Origin of the sequence: Marinomonas sp. KMM3893 (genome assembly GCF_004352855.1) — a bacterium.
Lineage (GTDB): Bacteria > Pseudomonadota > Gammaproteobacteria > Pseudomonadales > Marinomonadaceae > Marinomonas > Marinomonas arenicola.
Map to the genome: position 1 here is coordinate 584,794 of NZ_SJSC01000002.1, position 21,279 is coordinate 606,072.

The 21,279-nt window shown below is 46.7% G+C and carries 18 protein-coding genes; 9 read left to right on the plus strand and 9 right to left on the minus strand.

Translation table 11 applies throughout. The annotated features are described in order from the left end of the window. Positions 1 to 68 precede the first annotated feature (68 nt). The 6 genes from cbiB (at position 69) to E0D71_RS07185 (ending at position 4,270) form a co-directional block, all read left to right on the plus strand. The gene (gene cbiB / locus E0D71_RS07160; RefSeq protein WP_133002624.1) at positions 69 to 1,022 is read left to right on the plus strand and encodes an adenosylcobinamide-phosphate synthase CbiB; all 954 of its coding nucleotides are present in this window, start codon (positions 69 to 71) and stop codon (positions 1,020 to 1,022) included. Next, complete coding sequence (locus tag E0D71_RS07165; protein WP_133002625.1) at positions 1,007 to 2,065, plus strand: aminotransferase class I/II-fold pyridoxal phosphate-dependent enzyme; 1,059 nt, start codon at positions 1,007 to 1,009, stop codon at positions 2,063 to 2,065. The genes cbiB and E0D71_RS07165 overlap by 16 nt, the downstream gene beginning before the upstream one ends. Next, a complete protein-coding gene (gene cobU / locus E0D71_RS07170; protein WP_133002626.1) occupies positions 2,062 to 2,580 on the plus strand; it encodes a bifunctional adenosylcobinamide kinase/adenosylcobinamide-phosphate guanylyltransferase in 519 nt (172 codons plus the stop codon). Before E0D71_RS07165 ends, cobU begins: the two co-directional genes overlap by 4 nt. Before the next feature lie 165 nt (positions 2,581 to 2,745). Beyond that, a complete protein-coding gene (gpt, locus tag E0D71_RS07175) occupies positions 2,746 to 3,240 on the plus strand; it encodes a xanthine phosphoribosyltransferase (RefSeq protein ID WP_133002627.1) in 495 nt (164 codons plus the stop codon). A gap of 210 nt (positions 3,241 to 3,450) precedes the next feature. Further along, positions 3,451 to 3,927: a DUF2914 domain-containing protein gene (locus tag E0D71_RS07180; protein ID WP_133002628.1), complete on the plus strand. Its 477-nt coding sequence runs from the start codon at positions 3,451 to 3,453 to the stop codon at positions 3,925 to 3,927. Between the two features lie 10 nt (positions 3,928 to 3,937). After that, entirely contained in the window at positions 3,938 to 4,270 is a 333-nt protein-coding gene (locus E0D71_RS07185) for a DUF1904 family protein (RefSeq protein ID WP_133002629.1), read from the plus strand. Positions 4,271 to 4,321: 51 nt separating this feature from the next. On the opposite strand, the gene E0D71_RS07190 is transcribed toward E0D71_RS07185, so the two are convergent. Continuing rightward, positions 4,322 to 5,236: a glycosyltransferase family 8 protein gene (locus E0D71_RS07190; RefSeq protein ID WP_133002630.1), complete on the minus strand. Its 915-nt coding sequence runs from the start codon at positions 5,234 to 5,236 to the stop codon at positions 4,322 to 4,324. Positions 5,237 to 5,711: 475 nt separating this feature from the next. On the opposite strand from E0D71_RS07190, the gene E0D71_RS07195 reads away from it, so the two are divergent. Beyond that, positions 5,712 to 6,296 carry a YrbL family protein gene (locus tag E0D71_RS07195; protein WP_133002631.1) on the plus strand — a complete coding sequence of 195 codons (585 nt, stop codon included), beginning with the start codon at positions 5,712 to 5,714 and terminating at the stop codon, positions 6,294 to 6,296. A 1,362-nt stretch (positions 6,297 to 7,658) separates the two neighbouring features. Here E0D71_RS07195 and astB read toward each other — a convergent pair. From astB to E0D71_RS07215, 4 genes are all read right to left on the minus strand, one after another. After that, positions 7,659 to 9,005, minus strand: a complete 1,347-nt coding sequence (gene astB / locus E0D71_RS07200) for an N-succinylarginine dihydrolase (RefSeq protein WP_133002632.1) — start codon at positions 9,003 to 9,005, stop codon at positions 7,659 to 7,661. 81 nt (positions 9,006 to 9,086) lie between these two features. Continuing rightward, on the minus strand, positions 9,087 to 10,559 hold the full coding sequence (gene astD, locus E0D71_RS07205; RefSeq protein ID WP_133002633.1) for a succinylglutamate-semialdehyde dehydrogenase: 1,473 nt from the start codon (positions 10,557 to 10,559) through the stop codon (positions 9,087 to 9,089). Between the two features lie 117 nt (positions 10,560 to 10,676). Then, a complete protein-coding gene (gene astA / locus E0D71_RS07210) occupies positions 10,677 to 11,711 on the minus strand; it encodes an arginine N-succinyltransferase (RefSeq protein WP_133002634.1) in 1,035 nt (344 codons plus the stop codon). A gap of 67 nt (positions 11,712 to 11,778) precedes the next feature. Beyond that, positions 11,779 to 12,792, minus strand: coding sequence for an arginine N-succinyltransferase (locus E0D71_RS07215; RefSeq protein WP_133002635.1), 1,014 nt, complete (start codon positions 12,790 to 12,792; stop codon positions 11,779 to 11,781). Between the two features lie 173 nt (positions 12,793 to 12,965). On the opposite strand from E0D71_RS07215, the gene E0D71_RS07220 reads away from it, so the two are divergent. Next, entirely contained in the window at positions 12,966 to 13,187 is a 222-nt protein-coding gene (locus tag E0D71_RS07220; RefSeq protein ID WP_133002636.1) for a DUF1653 domain-containing protein, read from the plus strand. 22 nt (positions 13,188 to 13,209) lie between these two features. Here E0D71_RS07220 and E0D71_RS07225 read toward each other — a convergent pair whose 3' ends face one another. From E0D71_RS07225 to E0D71_RS07240, 4 genes are all read right to left on the minus strand, one after another. After that, a complete protein-coding gene (locus E0D71_RS07225; protein WP_133002637.1) occupies positions 13,210 to 14,193 on the minus strand; it encodes a LysR family transcriptional regulator in 984 nt (327 codons plus the stop codon). A gap of 67 nt (positions 14,194 to 14,260) precedes the next feature. Next, on the minus strand, positions 14,261 to 17,338 hold the full coding sequence (locus E0D71_RS07230; RefSeq protein ID WP_133002638.1) for an efflux RND transporter permease subunit: 3,078 nt from the start codon (positions 17,336 to 17,338) through the stop codon (positions 14,261 to 14,263). Further along, on the minus strand, positions 17,339 to 18,451 hold the full coding sequence (locus tag E0D71_RS07235; protein ID WP_133002639.1) for an efflux RND transporter periplasmic adaptor subunit: 1,113 nt from the start codon (positions 18,449 to 18,451) through the stop codon (positions 17,339 to 17,341). A 228-nt stretch (positions 18,452 to 18,679) separates the two neighbouring features. Next, positions 18,680 to 19,585 carry a LysR family transcriptional regulator gene (locus E0D71_RS07240; RefSeq protein ID WP_133002640.1) on the minus strand — a complete coding sequence of 302 codons (906 nt, stop codon included), beginning with the start codon at positions 19,583 to 19,585 and terminating at the stop codon, positions 18,680 to 18,682. A 184-nt stretch (positions 19,586 to 19,769) separates the two neighbouring features. On the opposite strand from E0D71_RS07240, the gene E0D71_RS07245 reads away from it, so the two are divergent. Then, complete coding sequence (locus E0D71_RS07245; protein WP_133002641.1) at positions 19,770 to 21,260, plus strand: CoA-acylating methylmalonate-semialdehyde dehydrogenase; 1,491 nt, start codon at positions 19,770 to 19,772, stop codon at positions 21,258 to 21,260. Positions 21,261 to 21,279: the final 19 nt, after the last annotated feature.

The following is a 21,279-nucleotide window of genomic DNA, read 5'->3' on the forward strand; positions in this document are numbered from 1 at the left end:
TGGTCAATTCGGTGGTAGAATTCTACCCGACATTGATGCTTTTTTAAGTGAAAAAAAGACGCTTAACCATGATTACCTCTATTTTTAATGACTCTTTTGAATTTCTGGGCTCGACGGCCATGATGCTGGTGGCCGCCTTGCTGCTGGATCGGCTGCTCGGCGAGCCAAAAAGCTGGCATCCACTGATTTGGTTTGGCCGCTGGGTGGATTATTGTCGCCATGTTTTGCAGTTACCCTTGAGTGTGGACTCGTTTAATCAGCGTTTATTGGGCGTCGCGGCTTGGTGTGCGGCGGTTTTACCCTGTTTATTAGCGCTCTTGCTTTTGTATTGGTTGCTGCCTGATTGGCTAGATACCGCGTTGTCTGTGCTGATGTTGTACTTCTCCATTGGGTGGCAAAGTTTGCGTGAGCACGCTTTAGCCATTGCGACGCCGTTAAGCCTTGGGCAGCTTGATGAAGCGCGATTTGCGGTGAGTCGTATTGTCAGCCGTGACACGCAGAATTTAACCGAGTCCGACGTGGCAAAAGCGGGCATTGAATCAGTGTTAGAAAATGGCAGCGATGCGATTTTTGCGCCGATTTTTTGGTTTCTTATCTTGGGTGCGCCTGGTGCTTTGGTGTATCGCTTGGCGAATACCTTAGATGCCATGTGGGGCTATAAAACTCGCGAACTTTTGTATTTTGGTTGGTTTGCTGCGCGCTTTGACGATGTGTTGAATTATCTTCCCGCGCGCTTGGTGGTTTACACCTATGCCGCTTGTGGCAAGTGGACTCAGGCGTTACGCTCGGCAGGTAAAGAGGAAGTGCGCTGGAAAAGCCCCAATGCCGGCCCTGTTATGGCCGCCGGTGCTGGCGCCTTAAATGTGAAGCTGGGTGGTGAAGCGCCGTATTTTGGAAAAATCGAGACACGTCCTGTGCTGGGCGAGGGCGATGCACCGACGCCTTTGCATTTAGAAAAGGCCATTGGTTTAGTCGATAAAAGCGTTTATTTATGGGGATTGCTAATATGCATTTTGATTTAGTGCCGCCAAAACACGGTGGCGACTTGGCCTATTGGCAGCGAAAAGTCGGCGCACAAGCGTTGGCTTGGTTAGATCTTTCTTCGGCTTGCAATAGAGAGCCTTGGCCGATTCCTGCTATTGATCCGGCGTTATGGAATGAATTACCAGACCAAGCGGTTTTGATGGCGCAAGCGACCCGTTATTATGGCATGCGCCCTAGTGCGATTGGCGCGGGTTCTCAGCATATTATTGAGTCTTTGCCTGCTTTATTGAGTGAAAAACTGAAGCAGAAAGTCGTTATGGTGCCTCGTATTGGTTATCAGGAACATGCGTTTGCGTGGCAAAAGTGGGGCTATGAGATAGCCTACTACAAGGAACTAGATGAGCTTTTAGAGCAGACTTGGCAAGTCGCTGTGGTGATACAGCCGAATAATCCGAGTGGCCGCTTGTCTTCTTTGGCACAATTGCAGGCGGTGTTGAGTAAAGCAGAATCCATGGATGCTTACCTTGTCGTCGATGAAGCCTTTATTGATCCTATGCCAGAAAACAGCTTGTTGACGACTCAGGTGCCTGAATATTGGTCTCCTTCTTTGTTCGTGATGCGCTCAGTAGGTAAGTTTTTTGGCTTGGCTGGCGCGCGCGTTGGCTTTGCTTTTTGTGCGAATCGTTGGCAAATTGCGTTGCAAAATCTAATGGGGCCGTGGCCGGTGGCAACACCGAGCTTGTTCCTCGTTGGCGCCGCCTTAGACGATACTGAATGGCAAGCGCAAGCGCGACACAGTCTGGCCCAGCGTCAGGCGCTGTTTGTAAACCGAGTGATGCCAAAGCTCAATACGATTTTTGACTCCCAAGACAGCGTGGTTAGTCCTTTGTTTGTGACCTGGCGTTTGGCGAATGCCGCGTATGCGGAGCACGTTTTTGACATGTTGCATTCGGTCGGCGTACATACTCGTCTGGGAGATGGCTGGATTCGAGTGGCGCTGCCTGCAACCGAGGAAATCCCTCGTTTAGACAGAGCCTTAATGGGCTTGTTAAAAACGGCGGGAGGGCGAGAGCTAGCATGAAGCATTTGGTGTTAGGCGGTGTGCGCAGCGGCAAGAGTGCATTTGCAGAAGCGCAAATTGCCGCGCTGGATAAGCCGGTACATTATGTGGCGACGTCTCAGGTTTGGGACGACGAGATGGCGAGTCGAGTAGCCAAACATCAGCAGCGCCGCCCTGAGCAATGGCAGTTAATCGAAGAGCCGATTGCCTTGGCCGACACCTTAATACGCTTAAACCACCCTGGTCACGCTGTGATTATTGAGTGCGTCTCTTTGTGGATAAGTAATTTATTATGTTTAGAAGACGAGGCTGTTTTTGAGCAAGAAACCCACGCCTTTTTAGACGCCGCTAAAGACTTTTCTGGTGAATTGGTTATTGTGTCAAGCGAGGTCGGGTTGGGCATTATGCCGATGAATAAGCTGGCTAGACGATTTGGTGACGAAATCGGCACAATGAATCAAAAATTAGCAAACTTGACCGAACGGGTAACTTTTGTTGCAGCGGGCCTACCAATGCCGCTAAAATCCCCCCTTTAAAATCTGCCTTTGTGTTTTTTGCGTCATTTTCGACTAAAATGCGCGAATATCCCGACACAAGCAAACTTTTCTAGATGCAGCTTAAACACTAGCCGCTGTGATTATCATGGCGGCTTTGAGCATTTAGACCCCTGTTGCGACCGACTATGAGCATAGGAGCTTATGATGACCCCTTATTCGAAAGATTTTCCAGTTTCTTGGGAAGAACTACACCGAAATGCACGTGCATTGTCTTGGCGTTTGTTAGAGCAAGGACCATGGAAAGGCATTATTGCGATTACTCGTGGTGGTTTGGTTCCTGCGGCTATTTTGTGTCGTGAAATGGACATTCGCTTAATCGATACCATTTGTATTGTCAGCTACAGTGGCGATGCCGGTGAAGCCGCGATGAAGCAAGGCGAGCTGAGCGTGCTAAAAGGCGTTGAAGGGGATGGCGAAGGTTTTATCTTGATCGATGATCTGGTGGATACGGGTCGTACGGCGCAAAAAGTACGCGATATGTTACCAAAAGCGCATTTTGCAACGATTTACGCCAAACCAGCCGGCAAACCGCTGGTGGATACTTTTGTTACCGAAGTGAGCCAAGACACCTGGATTCGCTTTCCTTGGGATATGGAATACACCTTCTCGACACCACTTGCAGATCGTCACGCAAAGTAAGCGATAAGTAAATAATCTAAAACGCTTTGTTCCTATCCTGCGGCTTGCGTAAAATGCCCTTCTGATACAGCGAGACATGTTGCAAATTTATACAAAAGTCTCGCTTCTTTTCTCTCGATAATACGCTATTTTTAAGATAGACATTTCAGTTTGCATAGCGGGTCTTAAAGCCGCTGCGCTTTTCTTTAAAACGCTTTATAGGATTTCACTATGCGCCAACATTTTTTTCGATTTGCTTTAGCGAGCTTATTATCACTTTGCATTGCGGTTCCTGCTTGGGCAGAAGGAACCGTGGCTCGGGCTGTTTTTTCTAACGACGTTATTGACCGTGAACCGATCGACGATATTGGTCAGGTTGTTTATGTAAAATATGGCGAGATACAAAGAGTGTATTTCTTTACCGATTTACGTGGCATGGCGGGTAGCCAAGTAACTCATCGTTGGAAATTAGACGGTGACGTGATGGCGGATATTTCGTTTGATATCGGTGGCGATCGCTGGCGTGTTTGGTCAAGCAAACGTTTAATGCCAGGGTTTGATGGCACTTGGACCGCAGAAGTCGTGCAAAATGGTAAGGTGATTGACTCTCGCTCGTTTCGTTATATAGACGAAGACGATGATGACAGCAGCAGCTCTGCTATGGAAACACCTGACCCCGCTATTAACACAACAGAGACAACGCAGTAGGTTTGTAATTATGCCGCATATACGAGTACGTGGGCTGCCATTTGAAGACCTTGAATCCATCGGAGACATTCTGGTGGAAAACTTGGCAGAGATCACAGACACACCAAACTCACATTTTACCCTTGAGTTTCAAGCAACGAGCTATCTAGTTGTAGGAGGCGCTTCTCCGGCGTATCCATTTTTTGAAGTCTTGTGGTTTGACCGTGGCGACGAAGTGAAAGCGAAAGTCGCCCGCGCAATTGAAGATCTAACAAGACCACTGGTAGAAAGTGGCCAAGACATTACCGTATTGTTCCGCGATTTACAGGGTAAAGACTACTACGAAAACGGCGAGCATTTTTAGCTAGTTACTAAAATTATGGTTGTTAAGATAGCCCGCCGCACCCTAATATCTTTATTTTTGGTATGTGGTTAGTTTTCGTCTGCGCTTAATTTTGCTTTTTTTGAAAAAAATCTTAACTCTTTTAATGATTGAGAGTTCTGCGCGTAATGTTTGAAGTTTAATTGGCCAAGGCGTTTTTTTTGAAAATTCAATAAATAGATCTTGAAGTGGATGCACACATTTTCCACTCCAAGGTTTGATAGGGCCAATGAAATGGACTATTTGAGGCTTTTTAATTGCATTGTATAACTCGTTTTTTCTTGATTCTAGGTAGTCATAACCCTTTTCATGAGCACTGTAAGCAGCAGGCTGGAAGTTCCAGCTTAAATCTAAGTTTTTCCATTGATTTTTTAGAATATTATTTAAAGCATCTTGATCTAGAAAATTTGCATCGTCTGGATGCTTGATAAGGTAGTTTAATGCTTTTTCACCAAGCTGATTATTAATCCAGAGATTTAGATCTATTAATAATACACCAGCATTAAAGTAATTATCTTGTCTTTCTTTATAAGATTTAGGAGAGCATAGGTCAATGATAGCTCCTATTGGGAAATTATTTAAATTTTCTTCCCATAATTCCTTTAGGTCGCCTAAAATAACAAGGTCACAATCAAGGTATATAACTTTCTCAAGGGCTTCAGGTAAGTAACGATGCATATATAGACGTAACAAAGTCCCAATTCCAAATCTTCCTAAATCTATGTTCAATGAATCAAAGTTGGATGTATCGACATTTATTATACTTAATTTAGCGCCATAGTGCTTAACTGTCCTTTCCAGGTTTATCTTGGTTTCTTTTGTTAGGCCTGTAGTTAGTAAGTAAAAATTGAACTCTTCTCTACTGGACGTGTTTTCTAAGGCCGAGACCATTACCGTTGCACTGTATGCTGCATAGTTCTCATCTGAACATAATACAATGTTAATCATTAGGTTCACTTCTATATATGATTTTTGATGGGAATTCAGATGACTTTAAAGAAGTAAAATATATGTTTAACATATCCAGTATTACTTAATATGAATAATTAAATTAGGCCAATTTATATAGAGTAATATATTTGGTTTCTTGGCCTTCATACGCTTACTAATTACTTCGTCATTTACCTAACTATATCATTATGTAATTTGATCATCTATCGGAAGTGTAAGCTAAGGCTTCTTTTTTTTGCATGTCAAAGCGCGGAAGGTATGTGAATAGCAGATTCAATTGCTTATGCCTTGATCACTGAGCTCATGGGCGTAGATACAAAATATCGGTTAGTTTTATTTTAGGCAATGATTTTATCGCCGTTTCAGCTTTGAGTTAAGGAAACATTAAGGTTATGCGGTGATCCTGTTGTGTTTTTGTGAATTTTTTGTTTAAGATATGTGAAATTTATGTATAAATCTCACATGGTGCTTTATGAACTTACAATTGACGCACAGCTTGTATCTAGCAACAGGTAACAATAGAGATGTGTATCTGCATCCTATGGATGATCAGGTCTGTATCAAGATTCAGAAAGAGCATGGAGATCAACATAATATTCTAGAAGCGAAATTCTTAGAAAAGCATCACCATAAAATTTTCCCTCAGTATTATGGGATGGTTTCTACTAACCTAGGTGATGGCCTTGCTATTGGTCTGGTGAAAGACTTCGATGGCTCAATCTCTAAATCCTTAGAAGATTATGTTGAGTCTCAGGAAGTTAGTGAGTCAGAAGCCAAAGTTTATATTGAATTTATTGGGCGAGAGTGTCTAAGAAATAACTTTATTTTAGGTGATGACGGTTTACAAAATATTTTATTAAAGAAAGAGCGAGATGGCTCTATTCACCCTATTTTGATCGATGGGTTTGGTCCTAAAAATAGTTCTTTTCGGTATGTGTTACGAGAGCTTATACCTCCCCTTACAAAATTTAAAACACGCAAACACATAGGGGTTATGTTTAAAAGGCTAGAAAAAACCTTAAATAAATTAAACTCCGAATCTAAAGTCTTGTCTTAACTATTTCATTTGATAGAAGAGATTAGTGTCACGCCTATTTAGTCCACAAATATACGTGACACTTGTGATTAATATGACTCTTTTTTACAACCGAGCGTCACCGGTTATTTGGACTTTAACCCTCGGTTGAAACACCGAATCTCCAGTTACTGGCCGCTCTTTTCTAGGTATTCCAGCCCACAGAAAAACCATCCAGCCAGGCTACACTAGGTCTTGTAGGTCAGTCTTTAGGCTGATGACCACTGTGCCAATAAAGCCAATCATACGAGACACGTGCGATTAGAGTGATGCTTTTTTACAACCGAGCGTCACCGATCATTTCGACTTTAACCTATGGTTGAAACACCAAATCTCCAGTTACTGGCCTGAAGGCCAGCCCACAAGGGCTTGGTGGCATCAAATGGTCTTGTACTTGTAGGCCGTGGCTTTAGCCCGGATGCCACTGTGCCAATAAAGCTAATCATGCGAGACACGTGCGATTAGAGTGATGCTTTTTTACAACCGAGCGTCACTTGTCATTTCGACTTTGACCTATGGTTGAAACACCAAATCTCCAGTTATTAGCCTAAAGACTAACCTACAAGACCTGAGATAAAGTGCCAGACACGTGTGATTTATACGATGCTTTTTTAACAAACAAAACATCACCGGTCATTTCGACTTTAACCCTCGGTTGAAACACCGAATCTCCATTTATTAGCCTAAAGACTAACCTACAAGATCTGAGATAAAGTGCCAGACACCTGTGATTAACATGACTCTTTTTTAACAAACAAAACATCATCAGCTATTTGGACTTTAACTCTCGGTTGAAACACCGAATCTCCAGTTATTAGCCTAAAGACTAACCTACAAGACCTGAGATAAAGTGCCTGATATGTGTGATTAGAGTGATGCTTTTTTACAACCGAGCATCACCGATCATTTGGACTTTAATCTATGGTTGAAACACCAAATCTCCAGTTATTAGCCTAAAGGCTAACCTACAAGATCTGAGATAAAGTGCCAGACACGTGTGATTTATATGACTCTTTTTTAACAAACAAAACATCATCAGCTATTTGTACTTTAACCCTCGGTTGAAACACCGAATCTCCAGTTATTAGCCTAAAGGCTAACCTACAAAACCTGAGATAAAGTGCCAGACACGTGCGATTAGAGTGATGCTTTTTTACAACCGAGTGTCACCGGTCATTTCGATTTTAACCCTTGGTTGAAACACCGAATCTCCAGTTATTAGTCTAAAGACTAACCTACAAGACCTGATATAAAGTGCCTGACATGTGTGATTAGGGGGATTTTTTCAAAAAAGGCTACCCCAAAAAGGGCAGCCTAAGGTTGGTATATCTGGCTCGGTTTTGTTTACTTCTGAAACTCGTACACTGATCCCAAGTCTAAGATCTTAGTCAGTTCATCCAGTGCGGTGCGGCTTTCGATGAGCAGTTGCGGGTCGGCGAGGTCTGCTTCGTGCAATGTGTCGCGGTAGTGTGCGTCTACCCAGGTGTTCAATCGGCCGAACAGTGTGTCGTTCATCAAGGTGGCAGGGTTGAGTGCGGCTTTTTCGGCTTGTGTCAGCGCGACGCGAAGACGCAAGCAAGCGGGTCCACCACCGTTGCTCATGCTTTGTTTCAGGTCGAATACTTTGACTTCTGTGATCGGCGAATGACCTGCCACTAGACTATTCAAATACGCCCACACGGCTGGGTTGTTTTCACATTCCCCTGGTACGACCAGTACCATGTCGTTGTCGCCACGGCTTAATAGTTGGCTGTTAAACAAGTAGGATTGAATACAATCTTGCACAGAGACAGCGTCAGTTGGCACTTCAATCAGATGAAACTGTGACGCACGATCGCCCCACGCAGCCAACAAGTCTTGTTTCATTTTGGCGGTGTCGAGAAAGGCTTCTTGGTGATAGAAATGCGCATTGCGGTTCCCCACGGCGATGACGTCGTTGTGGAATACGCCAGCGTCTATCACGTCAGGGTTTTGTTGCGCATAGACCACTTGTGATGGGGTTAAACCATGGCTGCGCGCCACAGCTTGAGACGCTTCTAAGGTATGACGCGCTGGAAATTTCGCAGGACGTGGCGATGACATATCAAACGCCGACATGCCATAGACAAAAAATTCGATGCCTTGTTCGTTGTATTGGTCACAGAAGCGAGTGTGATTGGCGGCGCCTTCGTCTCCAAAATGATCGACACTTGGCAACGCTGAATGATGGGCAAAGTGTTTTTCGTCTTTGAAAGTCGCTTTTAAAATCGCGCCTGTGGTTTCGTGCTCGATCGAGCGATGAAACTTATTCACCAAATTAGCGGGGGTAAAATGCACACGACCATCTTGAGTGTCGCCGCTTGGGGATACAGTGGCGGCGTTGGCCGTCCACATGCAAGACGCAGAGCTAACGGCGGCAAGTATTTTGGGGGCTTGTTTGGCAGCTTGTGCCAAAATGTCAGCATCTGACCCAGAAAATCCAAGGCGACGTAAACTTGGAATATGTGGTCGCTCATGGGGCGCTAGTACCCCTTGAACGAAGCCCAGATCCGCCAAGGCTTTCATTTTTACCAAGCCTTGTTTGGCCGCGGCTTTCGGGTTGGAAGGGCGCGCTGAGTTGTTTAAAGACGCGACATTACCAAAAGAAAGGCCGCTGTAGTTATGGGTCGGTCCCACTAAGCCATCAAAATTGGCTTCAGTCGCATTATTCATAGTTACCTCTGTATTCCAAATGCTGTTGCAAGCGCTGGGCTTTAATAGAGCAGCGCTTGCAAACGGTCGTAAAAGCTAGTGTTAGAGCGTCAAACCAGGTGTTAAATTTTCTGGCATAGAAAGACTGTCCGCTTCGATGCTCGCAACAGGGTAAGCACAGTAGTCTGCGGCGTAGTAAGCGCTCGCTCTGTGGTTGCCGCTGGCGCCAGTACCACCAAAAGGTGCCGCACTAGAGGCGCCGGTTGTTTGGCGATTCCAGTTAATGATGCCGGCACGACTGTGTTGTAAGAACCACTCATACTCGCTTTTCTCATCAGACAAGATACCTGCCGATAAACCGAAGCTGGTATTGTTGGCCACTTGCATGGCTTGGTCTAATGAGTCGTAGCGCACAACGGTCAGCAGTGGGCCAAAGTACTCTTGGTCTGGCAAAGCATCTAGCATGTCAGTGGCATCGACAATGCCGGGTGTGACAAAGCCTGTGTTAGCGTCGCCGCGAGTCATTTCAAGCAGCGGTTTGGCGCCGAGTCCAACAAGTTTGTTGTAAGCTTGCAGCAAGCCATCGGCCGCTTGAGCGGAGACGATTGGTCCCATGAATGGAGCCTCTTCTGCGTCAAAACGATCAATGCGTAGGGCTTTGGTCGCAACGATAAGCTTTTCTAGAATCGCATCGCCGACGTGGCCTTTTGGTAACAATAAACGACGTGCACAGGTGCAACGTTGTCCGGCTGAAATAAACGCAGATTGGATGATTTCATGCACAGCCGCGCGTTGATCTGCGATGTTTTCTGAGACCAATAACGGGTTGTTACCCCCCATTTCTAACGCAAGAATTTTACCCGGATGGCCGGCAAAATCTTTGTGCAGTATATGGCCGACTTGTGGACTACCAGTGAAGAATAGGCCATCGATACCTTGATGATTGGCCAGCGCCACGCCAGTGGCGCGTTCACCTTGAACCATATTGACCACACCAGCAGGAAGACCGGCTTTTTCCCACAATTGAATGATTAAATCCGACGTGGCAGGGGCTTGTTCGCTTGGTTTAAAGACCAGGGTATTGCCCGCGATAAGCGCAGGTACTATGTGGCCGTTTGGCAAATGACCTGGGAAGTTGTAAGGCCCAAACACCGCCACAACGCCGTGTGGGCGATGGCGTAAACGAGCTGTTGCGCCTGGCATTGATGAGCTTTTTTCACCAGTGCGCTCGTCGTAGGCTTTTTGAGAGATGGCTACTTTACCGACCATGGCGGCGGCTTCGGTGCGAGTTTCCCAAATAGGTTTGCCAGTTTCGCGGCTGATCACGGTGGCAATGGCTTCGCTGTTTTCTTTTACCAGCGCGGCAAAGGCTTCAATGATGGCAATGCGTTCTGCTCGAGGGCGATTTGCCCAAGCAGGAAAAGCGTTGCGTGCCGCAGTAATGGCTTGATCCACTTGGCTTTTGCTGGCGCTGTTGGCTTCCCAAACTAGGCTAGCATCGGCAGGGTCGATAGAGCGAGACAGCGGGCCTTCGCCTTGAATCCATTGTCCATTGATGTAATGAGCTTGTTTCATGTGTGCTCCTCTTATTGAGTAGACTGTGTCTTTGCCATCATGGTCCGATGGCCTAGTGTGTTTGTGGTCGCTTTTGCATTGTCTTTTGTTAAGCGGTTTGTCGCGCCATTCTGCGTTTTAGTGAGGCGACAATTCGACAACGCGCACGGGTTCTTTATTAGAAACCGCAAGATGCTCAGCTTCTTCCTGAGTCAGCGTCATAGCGCTGCCAGGTGGGGTTGAGCGTTGAATCATGATGCAGCGGAAATCTTTCACCTTGGCATTTGAAACCAAATAATGAACGCCTTCTCCTGCGCCTTTTGGTTCGCCAATACTGGCAAGACAGAGACGACTGTCGCGAACCGCCCGAATGTCTTGTACGCGGGCTTCAATGGTCGGTCCGCCGTCGAAAATATCGACGTAATTTTCATAGCGGAAGCCTTCTTGCTCGAGCAAACGACGCGCTGGAACCGTGTTTTTATGAACTTGACCCAGCACGTCGCGGGCTTCTTGGCTGAGCAAGTTGACGTACACAGGGTTGTTCGGCATCAATTCAGCAATAAACTGCTTACTGCCAAGGCTGGTTAGCTCGTCGGCACGATCAAAGTCGATGGAGAAAAAGTGACGACCTAGGCTTTCCCAGAAAGGTGACACGCCGTTTTCATCGCTGACGCCACGCATTTCTGCGAAAATTTTGTCGGTAAAACGCTCAGGGAATTGTGCCAAAAACATAAAGCGCGACTTAGACAAAAGTTGTCCGTTTTTAGAGTGTCGGTAGCCTTCTTCTAAAAACAAGGTGCAGACTTCACTGCAGCCGGTGTAGTCATTGTTTAGTACTAGGGTCGGCATTATGTTGTGCACGCCAAGCTCACGAGAAGAATGTGTGATGGTACCCACGTGGTAACTGTAGAAGGGTTCATCTAAGCCCACGGCTGCTAGCAAACCGGTCGTGCCTACGATATCCCCTGTATCCGTGTCTTCCAACACCATTAGGTAATCTTCAAGGCCAGGTTTTTCGACGGTTTCTTTAGCAAAAGAGCGCGTTGCCGAGTCTATTTTGTGTTGTAAAATAGCTTCGTCGGCCACTAAAGAGGTAAAGCCAACCCCGGTTTTTTCTGCAAGCCGATAGAGGGATGCATGATCCTCTTGGCGAATTGGGCGGATGACCATCATGATAAAAATCCTCTTAAAATATATTCATACCACTTAAGGCATTACTGCATGACATGCGAGCATGTCGTTAAAGTAGAACCCACTGAATTCGGCTTCCAGACGTTATCTGCAGACGTTCTTGTGTGTTTTTCCCGATGGCTAATCCCGCAACTTGCGGCTCAGCCGTGGCGGCCGTCACTCGAAAATCTTCTAAATGACCGGCCGAAATAAGGTGCGTTTTACCGGTTAGCGTGTCCGGTTGAATCAAGGCTTTGCCAATACGCTGTTGGCTCACTGTGGTTAAGTTTTCTGAGCGCGCTTCAAGCGTTGGCCCAGCGTCAAAAATATCCACGTAACCACGGAACTCGAAGCCTTCTTCAAGCAAGATGTCGGTGCTTTTTTCAGAGTCTTCATGGAGCACACCAATCACTTCTTGCGCCGCTTCTGGCAAGGTAGGAACGTAAATTGGGTAGCGTGGCATCAAGTCGGCAATGAAGTGCTTGTTACTGACGCCTGACAAGTAGTCTGCTTTTTTGAAATCCATGGTAAAAAAGTGTTTACCCAGAGCGTCCCAAAAAGGCGAATAACCATGACGATCGCTTTCGCCTCTTAGTTCCACGAACAGACGCTTGGTAAAGCGCTCAGGATGGCGAGCGATAAAGAGCAGTCTGGCACGAGACAACAGAGCGAGCGCCGTGGCATTTTGATGGGCTTTGTCGACCACGAGAGACATTAGTCGGCTGGTGCCGCTGTAGTCGTGGCAAAGAAATAAAGCAGAAATACGGTTATGGATTTGTAATTGAGGGGACGCGTGAACGACCTCATCAATACGATAACTGTAAAAAGGCGTGTCGATACCGACCATGGCTTCTAAACCGCAGGTTCCGACTATACTGTTTGTGCTGGTATCCACTAAGACAAATAAGTAGGATTCATCACCGGGTTGCACCACATCGGTTTGTAGAGAGCGGCGTGACGAGGCTATTTTGTCATTCAGTCTCTCACGGTTCGCAGGAAAATTTGTCATGCCGATACCCGCTTCCTGAGCTAAGCGCTCTAAAGCAGGAAGGTCACCAAAATCTACGGGGCGTACGAGATACATAAACAAACCTTGTAATATCGATGAGTGACATGTGGTCTATCACTGGAAATACACATTAGGGGGTTATTATTCCCTAAGTCTAGTTGCTTAAATAGAGGCTAAGTTTTCAAATAGCGACCAAGTATTCTGGTTTTTGGTAAAAATAGGTCGATTTTTAATAAAAGGGCTGGTTTATGAAGATGGGAGTCTATCGCCATTATAAAGGGGCGAAGTATTGGGTTGAGCGTGTAGTGACTCACAGCGAGACAGAAGAAAAACTGGTTATTTACCAAGCTTTGTACGGTGAATTCGGCTGGTGGGCACGCCCGCTGAGTATGTTTTCCGAGCAGGTAGAAATAGGAGGACAGAGTATTCCGCGTTTTGAATGGCTAAGAGCAGAGAAAAACGCAGAATAATCGTTAAGATGCATTCGCCTATTTATTCAGGCGTGTGCATCCAAGGGGACTCTCGCATAAAACGAATAATATTCTCACGTAACCAGCGATGGGCTAGGTCGTTGTGTGAACGTTCATGCCAAAAAATATGAATCGGGTGGCGACCCTTGTATTCATCGACCTCAATGACTTCTTTAGGGATAGGCAAGATTTTTACCGTACAGAAGTTTTCTTTTTCACACATCATAGTCGAAAACAAATCACCAATAGAGCGAGAAGCCACTAAAGCCATGCCACGTTTGATGGCTTGCATGGTGACCATAAGGCTGTCTGTTTCTAAGGCTGGTTCTATGTCGTAGCCCAACTTTTTGAGCTTATTAGCGGTGTTTTGAAAGCTCGAATCTTGATGATTACGTAAGTGATGGGTGACGGTTTTATGGGCTAGCAACGCTTCAAGAGAAATGTCGTCTTGATGAAACAATGGGTGCGCTTCGCTTAATACGATGCAAGCTTCCATATAGCCAATGAGCTTGCTGCGAATGTTGCCCGGTGTTTGATTGATCCGCATGATGCCAAGGTCGGCGTTGCCAGACATTAAATCTTCGAATTGGGATTCTTCCCCCCAGCCACTGATCGACAAGCGTGAATCAGGTGCTTCTTTGTGTACTGAGGCCAATAACGGGTCGATAAAACTTTCTAAATCCCCTTCGTCGACGCGTATGCGAAAGCGGCGCTGGAGGTTTTTTAAGTCCAAGACACTGGGGGCCATCAACTCAGATAAAGAGCTTAAAATAGGCTGAATCTGGTTGTTGAGTTCGGTGGCTTTAGCGGTTGGGCTTAAGCCATAGGCTTGGCGGGTAAAGAGAGCATCCTTAAATAAGTCGCGTAATTTCTGCAGACTTTTACTTAAGGCAGGCTGTGTGACACCAAGGCGATCTGCTGCGCGCGATACGCTGCCTTCTTCCATGATGGTGACAAAGGCCACCAAGACTTTGATGTCGAGCTTTAGGACGTCATTTAGCTGCATAGTGTTCTCAATCCATTAGAATACGACGTGTGGCAGGCAGTTCGCCCACCACACATAAAGCAGTGCTCTATGATTCGAAATCCGAGCGTTTGCGATATTTTACACGGAACAAAAGCGCATAAAACACAGGAACCGCGATTAAAGTAAGGATTGTGGCAAAGCCCAAACCAAACGAAATCACCACGGCCATGCCTTCGAAAAACGCATCATAGAGCAATGGAATCATGCCTAAAATGGTCGTGATTGCGGCCATGCAAACCGGTCTAACGCGACTGACTGACGAAATAAAGATGGCTTCATAGAGTTCTGTGCCTTGCTCTATTTCCACGTTAATCTGATCTGCCAAAACAATGCCGTTTTTGACCACCATGCCGGACAAACTTAAGAAGCCCAGTAAGGCCATAAAGCCAAAGGCGGCATTCATCGCCAACAGTCCCGTAGACACCCCGATCAGTGCCAAGGGCACACAGAACCAGATGGTGAGCGGTACGCGTATTGAATTGAATAGCAGCACAGTGATGATAAACATAAACAAATACCCCATCGGCAAGGCCTTAAAGATATTGGCTTGAGCATCGGTACTGCTTTCGTATTCACCCCCCCATTCTAAGGCGTAGCCCGGTGGCAATTTAATCGCTTCTACTGCACCACGTATGCGTCCGAAAACAGCCATGGCGGTTTCGTCATTCAAAATATTTGGGTCAGCCATCACTGTGATGGTGCGTTTTCGATCACGGCGTTCGATGATTGGGTTTTCCCAAACGGTTTCAAAGCCAGACACCAAGGTCGATAAGGTGACATAGGAACCAGACGCTGGGCTGTAAATTTGCAGATCACGGATCTGATCAATCGACACGCGCTCGCTTAGTGGCGCGCGTTGCACAATCGGTAAAAGGTCTGTGCCTTCGCGGTACAAGCCGATTTGTGAGCCACTAAAGTTAGTGAGCAGCACGTCATCTAGATCGGTTTTACTGATCCCTAAGCGTCGTGCTTGGGCGTCGTTAAACAGCGGGCGCAATACTTTTACCGGTTGGCGCCAATCGTCTTTGATGTTTTCTAAACCACCATCTTGACGATAGATTTCTTTGATCTGGGCGCTGTACTGACGCAACAAGACAGGGTCTGGTCCACTGATACGAGCTTCAACTTTAGCGCCACTGGATGGCCCAAGCTGCAAGCGTTCTAGTTTCACTTCGAGTCCAGGGTATTGCTCTTTCATCTGGTAATACAGATCTTTGAGTAAGCCTGGAATGTCTTCTTTGCTCTTAGTGCGGATAATAAACTGAGCGTAGCTGGAGTTAGCCTGTTCAGCGGTATACGTCAGCATAAAGCGCAACATGCCTTGCCCAGTGGACGATGCAACATACTCAATACGCTTGTCTTTTAGTAACTTGCCTTCAATGGAGCGAACCGTTTTATAGGTGTCGTCAATGTGCGTTCCTTCTGGCATTTGTATGTCCATATAGAACATAGGCGTAGACGACGGCGGAAAGAAGGATTGTTTAACAAACTGAAAGGCCCAACCTGCGGTCAATAAACCGACGATCAAGAGCGCCACAGTAATCCAGCGAAAATGCAGGGCTTTGTCGAGCAGCCATTTGTAGCCGGCAAACAAAAAGCCTTTATACGGATCTTCACCGGCGTCGTTTGTGCCCGCGGTAATGCTTTCCTTAAAGAATAAGTCACAGAAGAAAGGCGTTAGGGTAATGGCGGTAATCCAGCTTAGAAGTAGGGAAATCATCAGCACATAAAACAATGACCCCACAAATTCACCCACCGCATCCGGCGATAGGCCGATTGGCGCAAAGGCGGTAACGGCAATGACAGTGGCGCCGAGTAATGGCCATTTTGTTTGTTTGACAACGGCGCTGGCGGCGTCGAGCTTTGTCATGCCTCGCTTGAGGCCGATTAAGACGCCTTCGGTAACCACGATGGCGTTATCTACCAACATACCGAGGGCGATGATCAAGCCCCCCAAGGAAATACGCTGCAAGTTGATGCTGAAGTAATCCATGACAATAAAGGTGCCGAGGATGGTCAGCAGCAAAATTAGACCGATCAGCAAACCTGAGCGAATGCCCATAAAGATCAAGAGCACAAGAATAACGATACCGACCGCTTCCGCTAGGTTCAGCAAGAAGTTGGAAACCGAGCGCTCTACTTCTTTTGATTGGAAGTAAATTGGGTCCATGCTGATGCCGACCGGCTGTTGATAGGTCAACTCATTAATGCGTTTTTCGAGTGTTTCCCCAACCTTGACCACGTTTACGTTGGCGGAGAAGGAAATGCCCAAAAGCAGAGATTTTGCCCCATTGAAGTCCACTATGTGGGTTTCAGGGTCCACGTATTCACGCTTGATGGTGGCCACGTCTTTTAGGCGAATAAGCTTGCCATTGATCGGCGTACCAACGATGAGGTTTTCCAATTCAGAGATGTCTTTGAATTCCCCCGTTGGGTTGATGCGAATGTATTCGCTGCCCACCTTAACCTTGCCCGCGTTAGACACATTGTTCTGGTTTTGCAGGAGCGATTGCAGTTGGCTTGGCGCTATGCCCATATTGGCTAATTTGGCGCGCGAGATCTCAATGGTGACCTGCTCATCTTGCTCCGCTGCTACGGTGACTTTGGCGATGCCATCGACCAGAACCAGCTCTCGTTTTACGTAGTCTACGTAGTTTTTCAGGTCTTTATAGCGATAGCCATCGCCATGAACCGCCAGCATGACGCCGTATACATCACCGTAGTCGTCTAGGATGATTGGGCTGCCGACGCCGGTCGGAAAGCTGCCTGCCATGTCGTTGACTTTTTTACGCACTTCGTCCCAAATTTGCTTGAGCTCTTTGGCGCGATATTGGTCTTTAATGGTCAGCGTGATCTGTGAATAGCCCGCCTTTGATAAAGACTTTATTTCGTCCACATAGGGGAGATTTTGTAACTCTTGTTCAATCGGGTAGGTTACTTCCTCTTCGACTTGTTCAGGAGACGCACCAGGGTAATTGGTGATGATGAGCGCATCTTTAATGGTGAACTCAGGGTCTTCTAGCTGACCAAGGTTGGTGAAAGCAATGGCACCACCGATCAATAGAATCAGTGTGACCATCCAGCTGGTGACTTTTTTCTCAATAAAATAAGCTGCAATATTCACTTATAAGCCCCGCTCACGAGTCCATGGGCGAACTTTCATTGATGTGGTTAAGCCATCCACACCGGCGGCCACAATTTGTTCACCGGATGATAATCCAGAGCGGATTTCAATCATCGAATCCTTCAAGGTACCGAGCGTTACCACTCTTTTTGTCACGGTTTGAGTGTCAGGTTGAAAGACCCATACGGTACTTTCCGCTTTGCCTGTTTGGGTGTTTTCGCTTTGTACCACGGCTTCTACTGGCACAATGATGTGCTTGGTAATGCCCAATAATTTACTCAGGTCCATGTCGACATTGGCGGTCATGCCTGGCAACAAGGTGTGCTGGTTGGCGTCGTTACGAATCAGATGAAGCGTTACGTCATAGGCCATAGTGGATGGGTCTGGGGTGGTTTTGTGTTCTTTATAGGTGCCGTGAAAGACTTCATTGGGTGCCACATCAATAACCACATTCGGCTGATAATCCGTCTGTGTGGACTTAATGCTGACCACTAGGCTTTCTGGTACTTGAAACTCAACCTCAAGATTGTCGAGGTCCTGAATATGCATCAAGGTCTGTGTTGCACTGACGTATTGAAAGTTTTCTGTGCTGGTAGAGGAAATAACACCGTCAAAAGGCGCATACAGCTTGGTGTACTTCAGCTGGTTTTTGGCACTTTCTAATGCATTGTCCGCTTGCGCTAAGGTGGCTTTCGCCTCATCAAATTGCGACTTGCTGGTGGCATTGCGTTTTAGCATGATTTGGATGCGATCAAACTGTGCTTTGGCTAAATCTTGATTGGCTTGTGCCAATTCGACTTGCAGCTTGTAGTCGGTCGGGTCCAGCGCAGCAAGCAATTCGCCTTTTTTCACTCTTTGGCCGTCGACCACATTGAGCTTCATAAGCTGGCCGCCAACACGCAGGGCAAGATCGGCGTCTTCACTGGCTTTTAGCTCCGCAGGAAAACGGCGAATATTGATGGCTTCAGTCGACCCAATGGTGATCAATTTAACAGGTCGAACAACCTCTTTTACCGCGCTTGTGTCCTCATTATCAGCAGAACAGGCGGTTAACAAAAGAGACAACATTAGTATGGCAAGTGTGCCACATTGTTTACGTTTAAAGCGCTTCATTCATTGCTCCGTAAAAACCAAGTAAATATTTCAGATAACTTTATTTTATATCTCTATGGCGCAAGTATAAATTTTCAATTGCATATTAAAGATATGACAAAAAGTAATATCTTGCTGTTAAATTGAGATGGAAAAGTTATGCTGGGAAGAGAGGAGAAAATTGCAGTGTGCTGAACGCCAGGTTTTACGGGGCGATTCCCCGTAAAACCTGGTGGTTACTGAGCAAGATTAGGTTTTATCGAGTTGTTCTAAAAAGGTTTCTAGCACTAAGTTTGCCCGTGCGCCTTTTCGGGTAATGGCAGAAAACTGAGTAATGTAGTGGCATTCATCGGGCAAGATGGCGCGCATACGACCATCCCTAACCCAAAGATCCGCCACATGATCGGGTAAAAAGCCAATATAGCGGCCCGTTAAAATAAGGAAGGAAATGCCTTCGCGGTCGGTGGCGGTCGCGCTTGAGGTCAGTGGTTGATGCTGGGCTTTGGTGTCAGGTGTTTGCGCGTAAGCAGGTAATACGGCATCAAAGTCTTTTAATGCGGCTTTACTCAGCTTTTTATCCGCGACCTTAAACAAAGGGTGAGAATCGCTGCAATAGAGTTGTGAGCGCTCTTCGTATAACGGACGATATTCCAAACCGCTGAGTATTTTTAAGTCCGGCACGATACCAATATGCAAACGGCCATCGAGTACGCCACGTTCCACATCGGTTGGTGGAATCATGCGGATATTAATGGTGACTTGTGGGCCCTTGTCTTTTAATGAGGCAAGGGCTCGGGTGATTCGGGTGTGAGGCAAGGTGACTAGATTATCGGTGATGCCGATATTGAGCTCGCCTTTTAAATGCTGATGAAGCGCATTGATCTGGGTGCGAAAATCTTCCAAAGAAGAGAGCAGTTGCAAGGTGTATTCGTATACTTGGCTGCCTTCGTTGGTTAATGAAAACCCCGATCGCCCCCGCTGGCACAAACGAAATCCCAAGCGTACTTCTAAGTCTGACATGGCGATACTGATGGCGGCGCGGCTAATGTTAAGATCGACTTCTGCCGCAGAGAAGCCGCCGCATTCAACCACGGTTTTGAATATTCGTAAAATACGTAAATCGGTATCGCTGACTCGTCCTTGGAACTTGTTCATGGCCGTGCTCTTCTTTAGTGATGCTTATTTTTTTAATGACTCACTTAACTAATCACTTAACTAAAAGTTAATGAAATTGACTTTTATTAATCTATTCTGGTTGGCATAGTGGTGTCAATCTAGTGTGTCGCAAAACGAATAGAGAGACCCAAACACGACTTTAAACTAACTTCACGGAGTGCTCATGGAAACGATCGGACATTTAATCGGTGGTCAACCATCCCACGAAGCGTCACGTACCCAAGACGTCTTTAATCCTGCTACTGGTGACGTTGCCAAAAAAGTAGCGATCGCCTCGAAAGCCACGGTTGAAGAGGCGATTGCGGCGGCTAAAGCGGCTTACCCTGCTTGGCGTGAGACGCCACCATTAAAGCGGGCGCGGGTGATGTTTAAATATAAGGCGTTGCTTGAGCAACATGCGGATAAGATCGCGGCTATGATCGGCGCTGAGCATGGCAAGATTTGCCATGATGCCGCTGGTGAACTGCAACGTGGTATCGAAAACGTAGAATACGCGTGTGGTGCTCCTGAGTTACTAAAAGGCGAGTTTTCTAAGAACGTGGGCCCCAACATAGATTCTTGGAGTGAGTTTCAACCATTGGGTGTGGTGGCCGGTATTACGCCATTTAACTTCCCTGCCATGGTGCCTTTGTGGATGTTCCCTATGGCAATTGTTTGCGGCAATACCTTTGTGCTTAAACCGTCAGAACGAGACCCAAGCACGGCGCTATTTATCGCAGAGTTATTGCATGAAGCAGGCTTGCCTGCTGGCGTAATGAACGTGGTGAACGGCGATAAAGTGGCCGTGGATACCCTATTGACGTCGAAAGACGTGAAAGCGGTTAGCTTTGTCGGCTCCACGCCAATCGCCGAATACATTTATGCCACCGCCAGTGCGAATGGCAAACGTTGCCAAGCGTTAGGGGGCGCGAAAAATCACGCGATTGTGATGCCAGATGCGGACATGGACAACACAGTAAACCAACTGTTGGGTGCTGCCTTTGGTTCTTCTGGTGAGCGTTGCATGGCGCTTTCTGTGGCGGTAGCCGTAGGTAAGGAAGCGGGTGATACCTTGGTCGCCAAAATGAAAGAAGCAATGGCGCCGCTAAAAATTGGTGAATGTTCTGATAAGAGCAATGATTTTGGTCCAGTCATCACTCAAGAGCACAAAGACAAGGTAGTGGGCTTTATTGACAGTGCAGAAGCGCAAGGCGCGACTGTCGTTGTGGATGGCCGTCACCCAGTTGTTGAAGGCTATGAAGGTGGCTTCTTTGTGGGAGCGACCTTGATTGATGGTGTTACTAAGGAGATGGACAGCTACCAGCAGGAAATTTTTGGTCCTGTTTTACAAGTCGTGCGTGTCGATACCATGGAAGAAGCCATGCAATTGATCAATGACCATGAGTACGGCAATGGTACTTGTATCTTTACTCGTGATGGCGAAGCGGCGCGTTATTTCTCGGATCATATTGAAGTTGGTATGGTGGGGATTAATGTGCCGTTACCTGTGCCTGTGGCCTACCATAGTTTTGGTGGCTGGAAGCGTTCCTTGTTTGGGGATTTACACGCTTATGGCCCAGACGCGGTACGTTTTTACACCAAACGTAAAACAATCACGCAGCGCTGGCCATCGGCTGGTGTGCGCGAAGGTAAGAGCTTTGCTTTTCCTTCCTAATGACTCCCAGGTCTCTTTA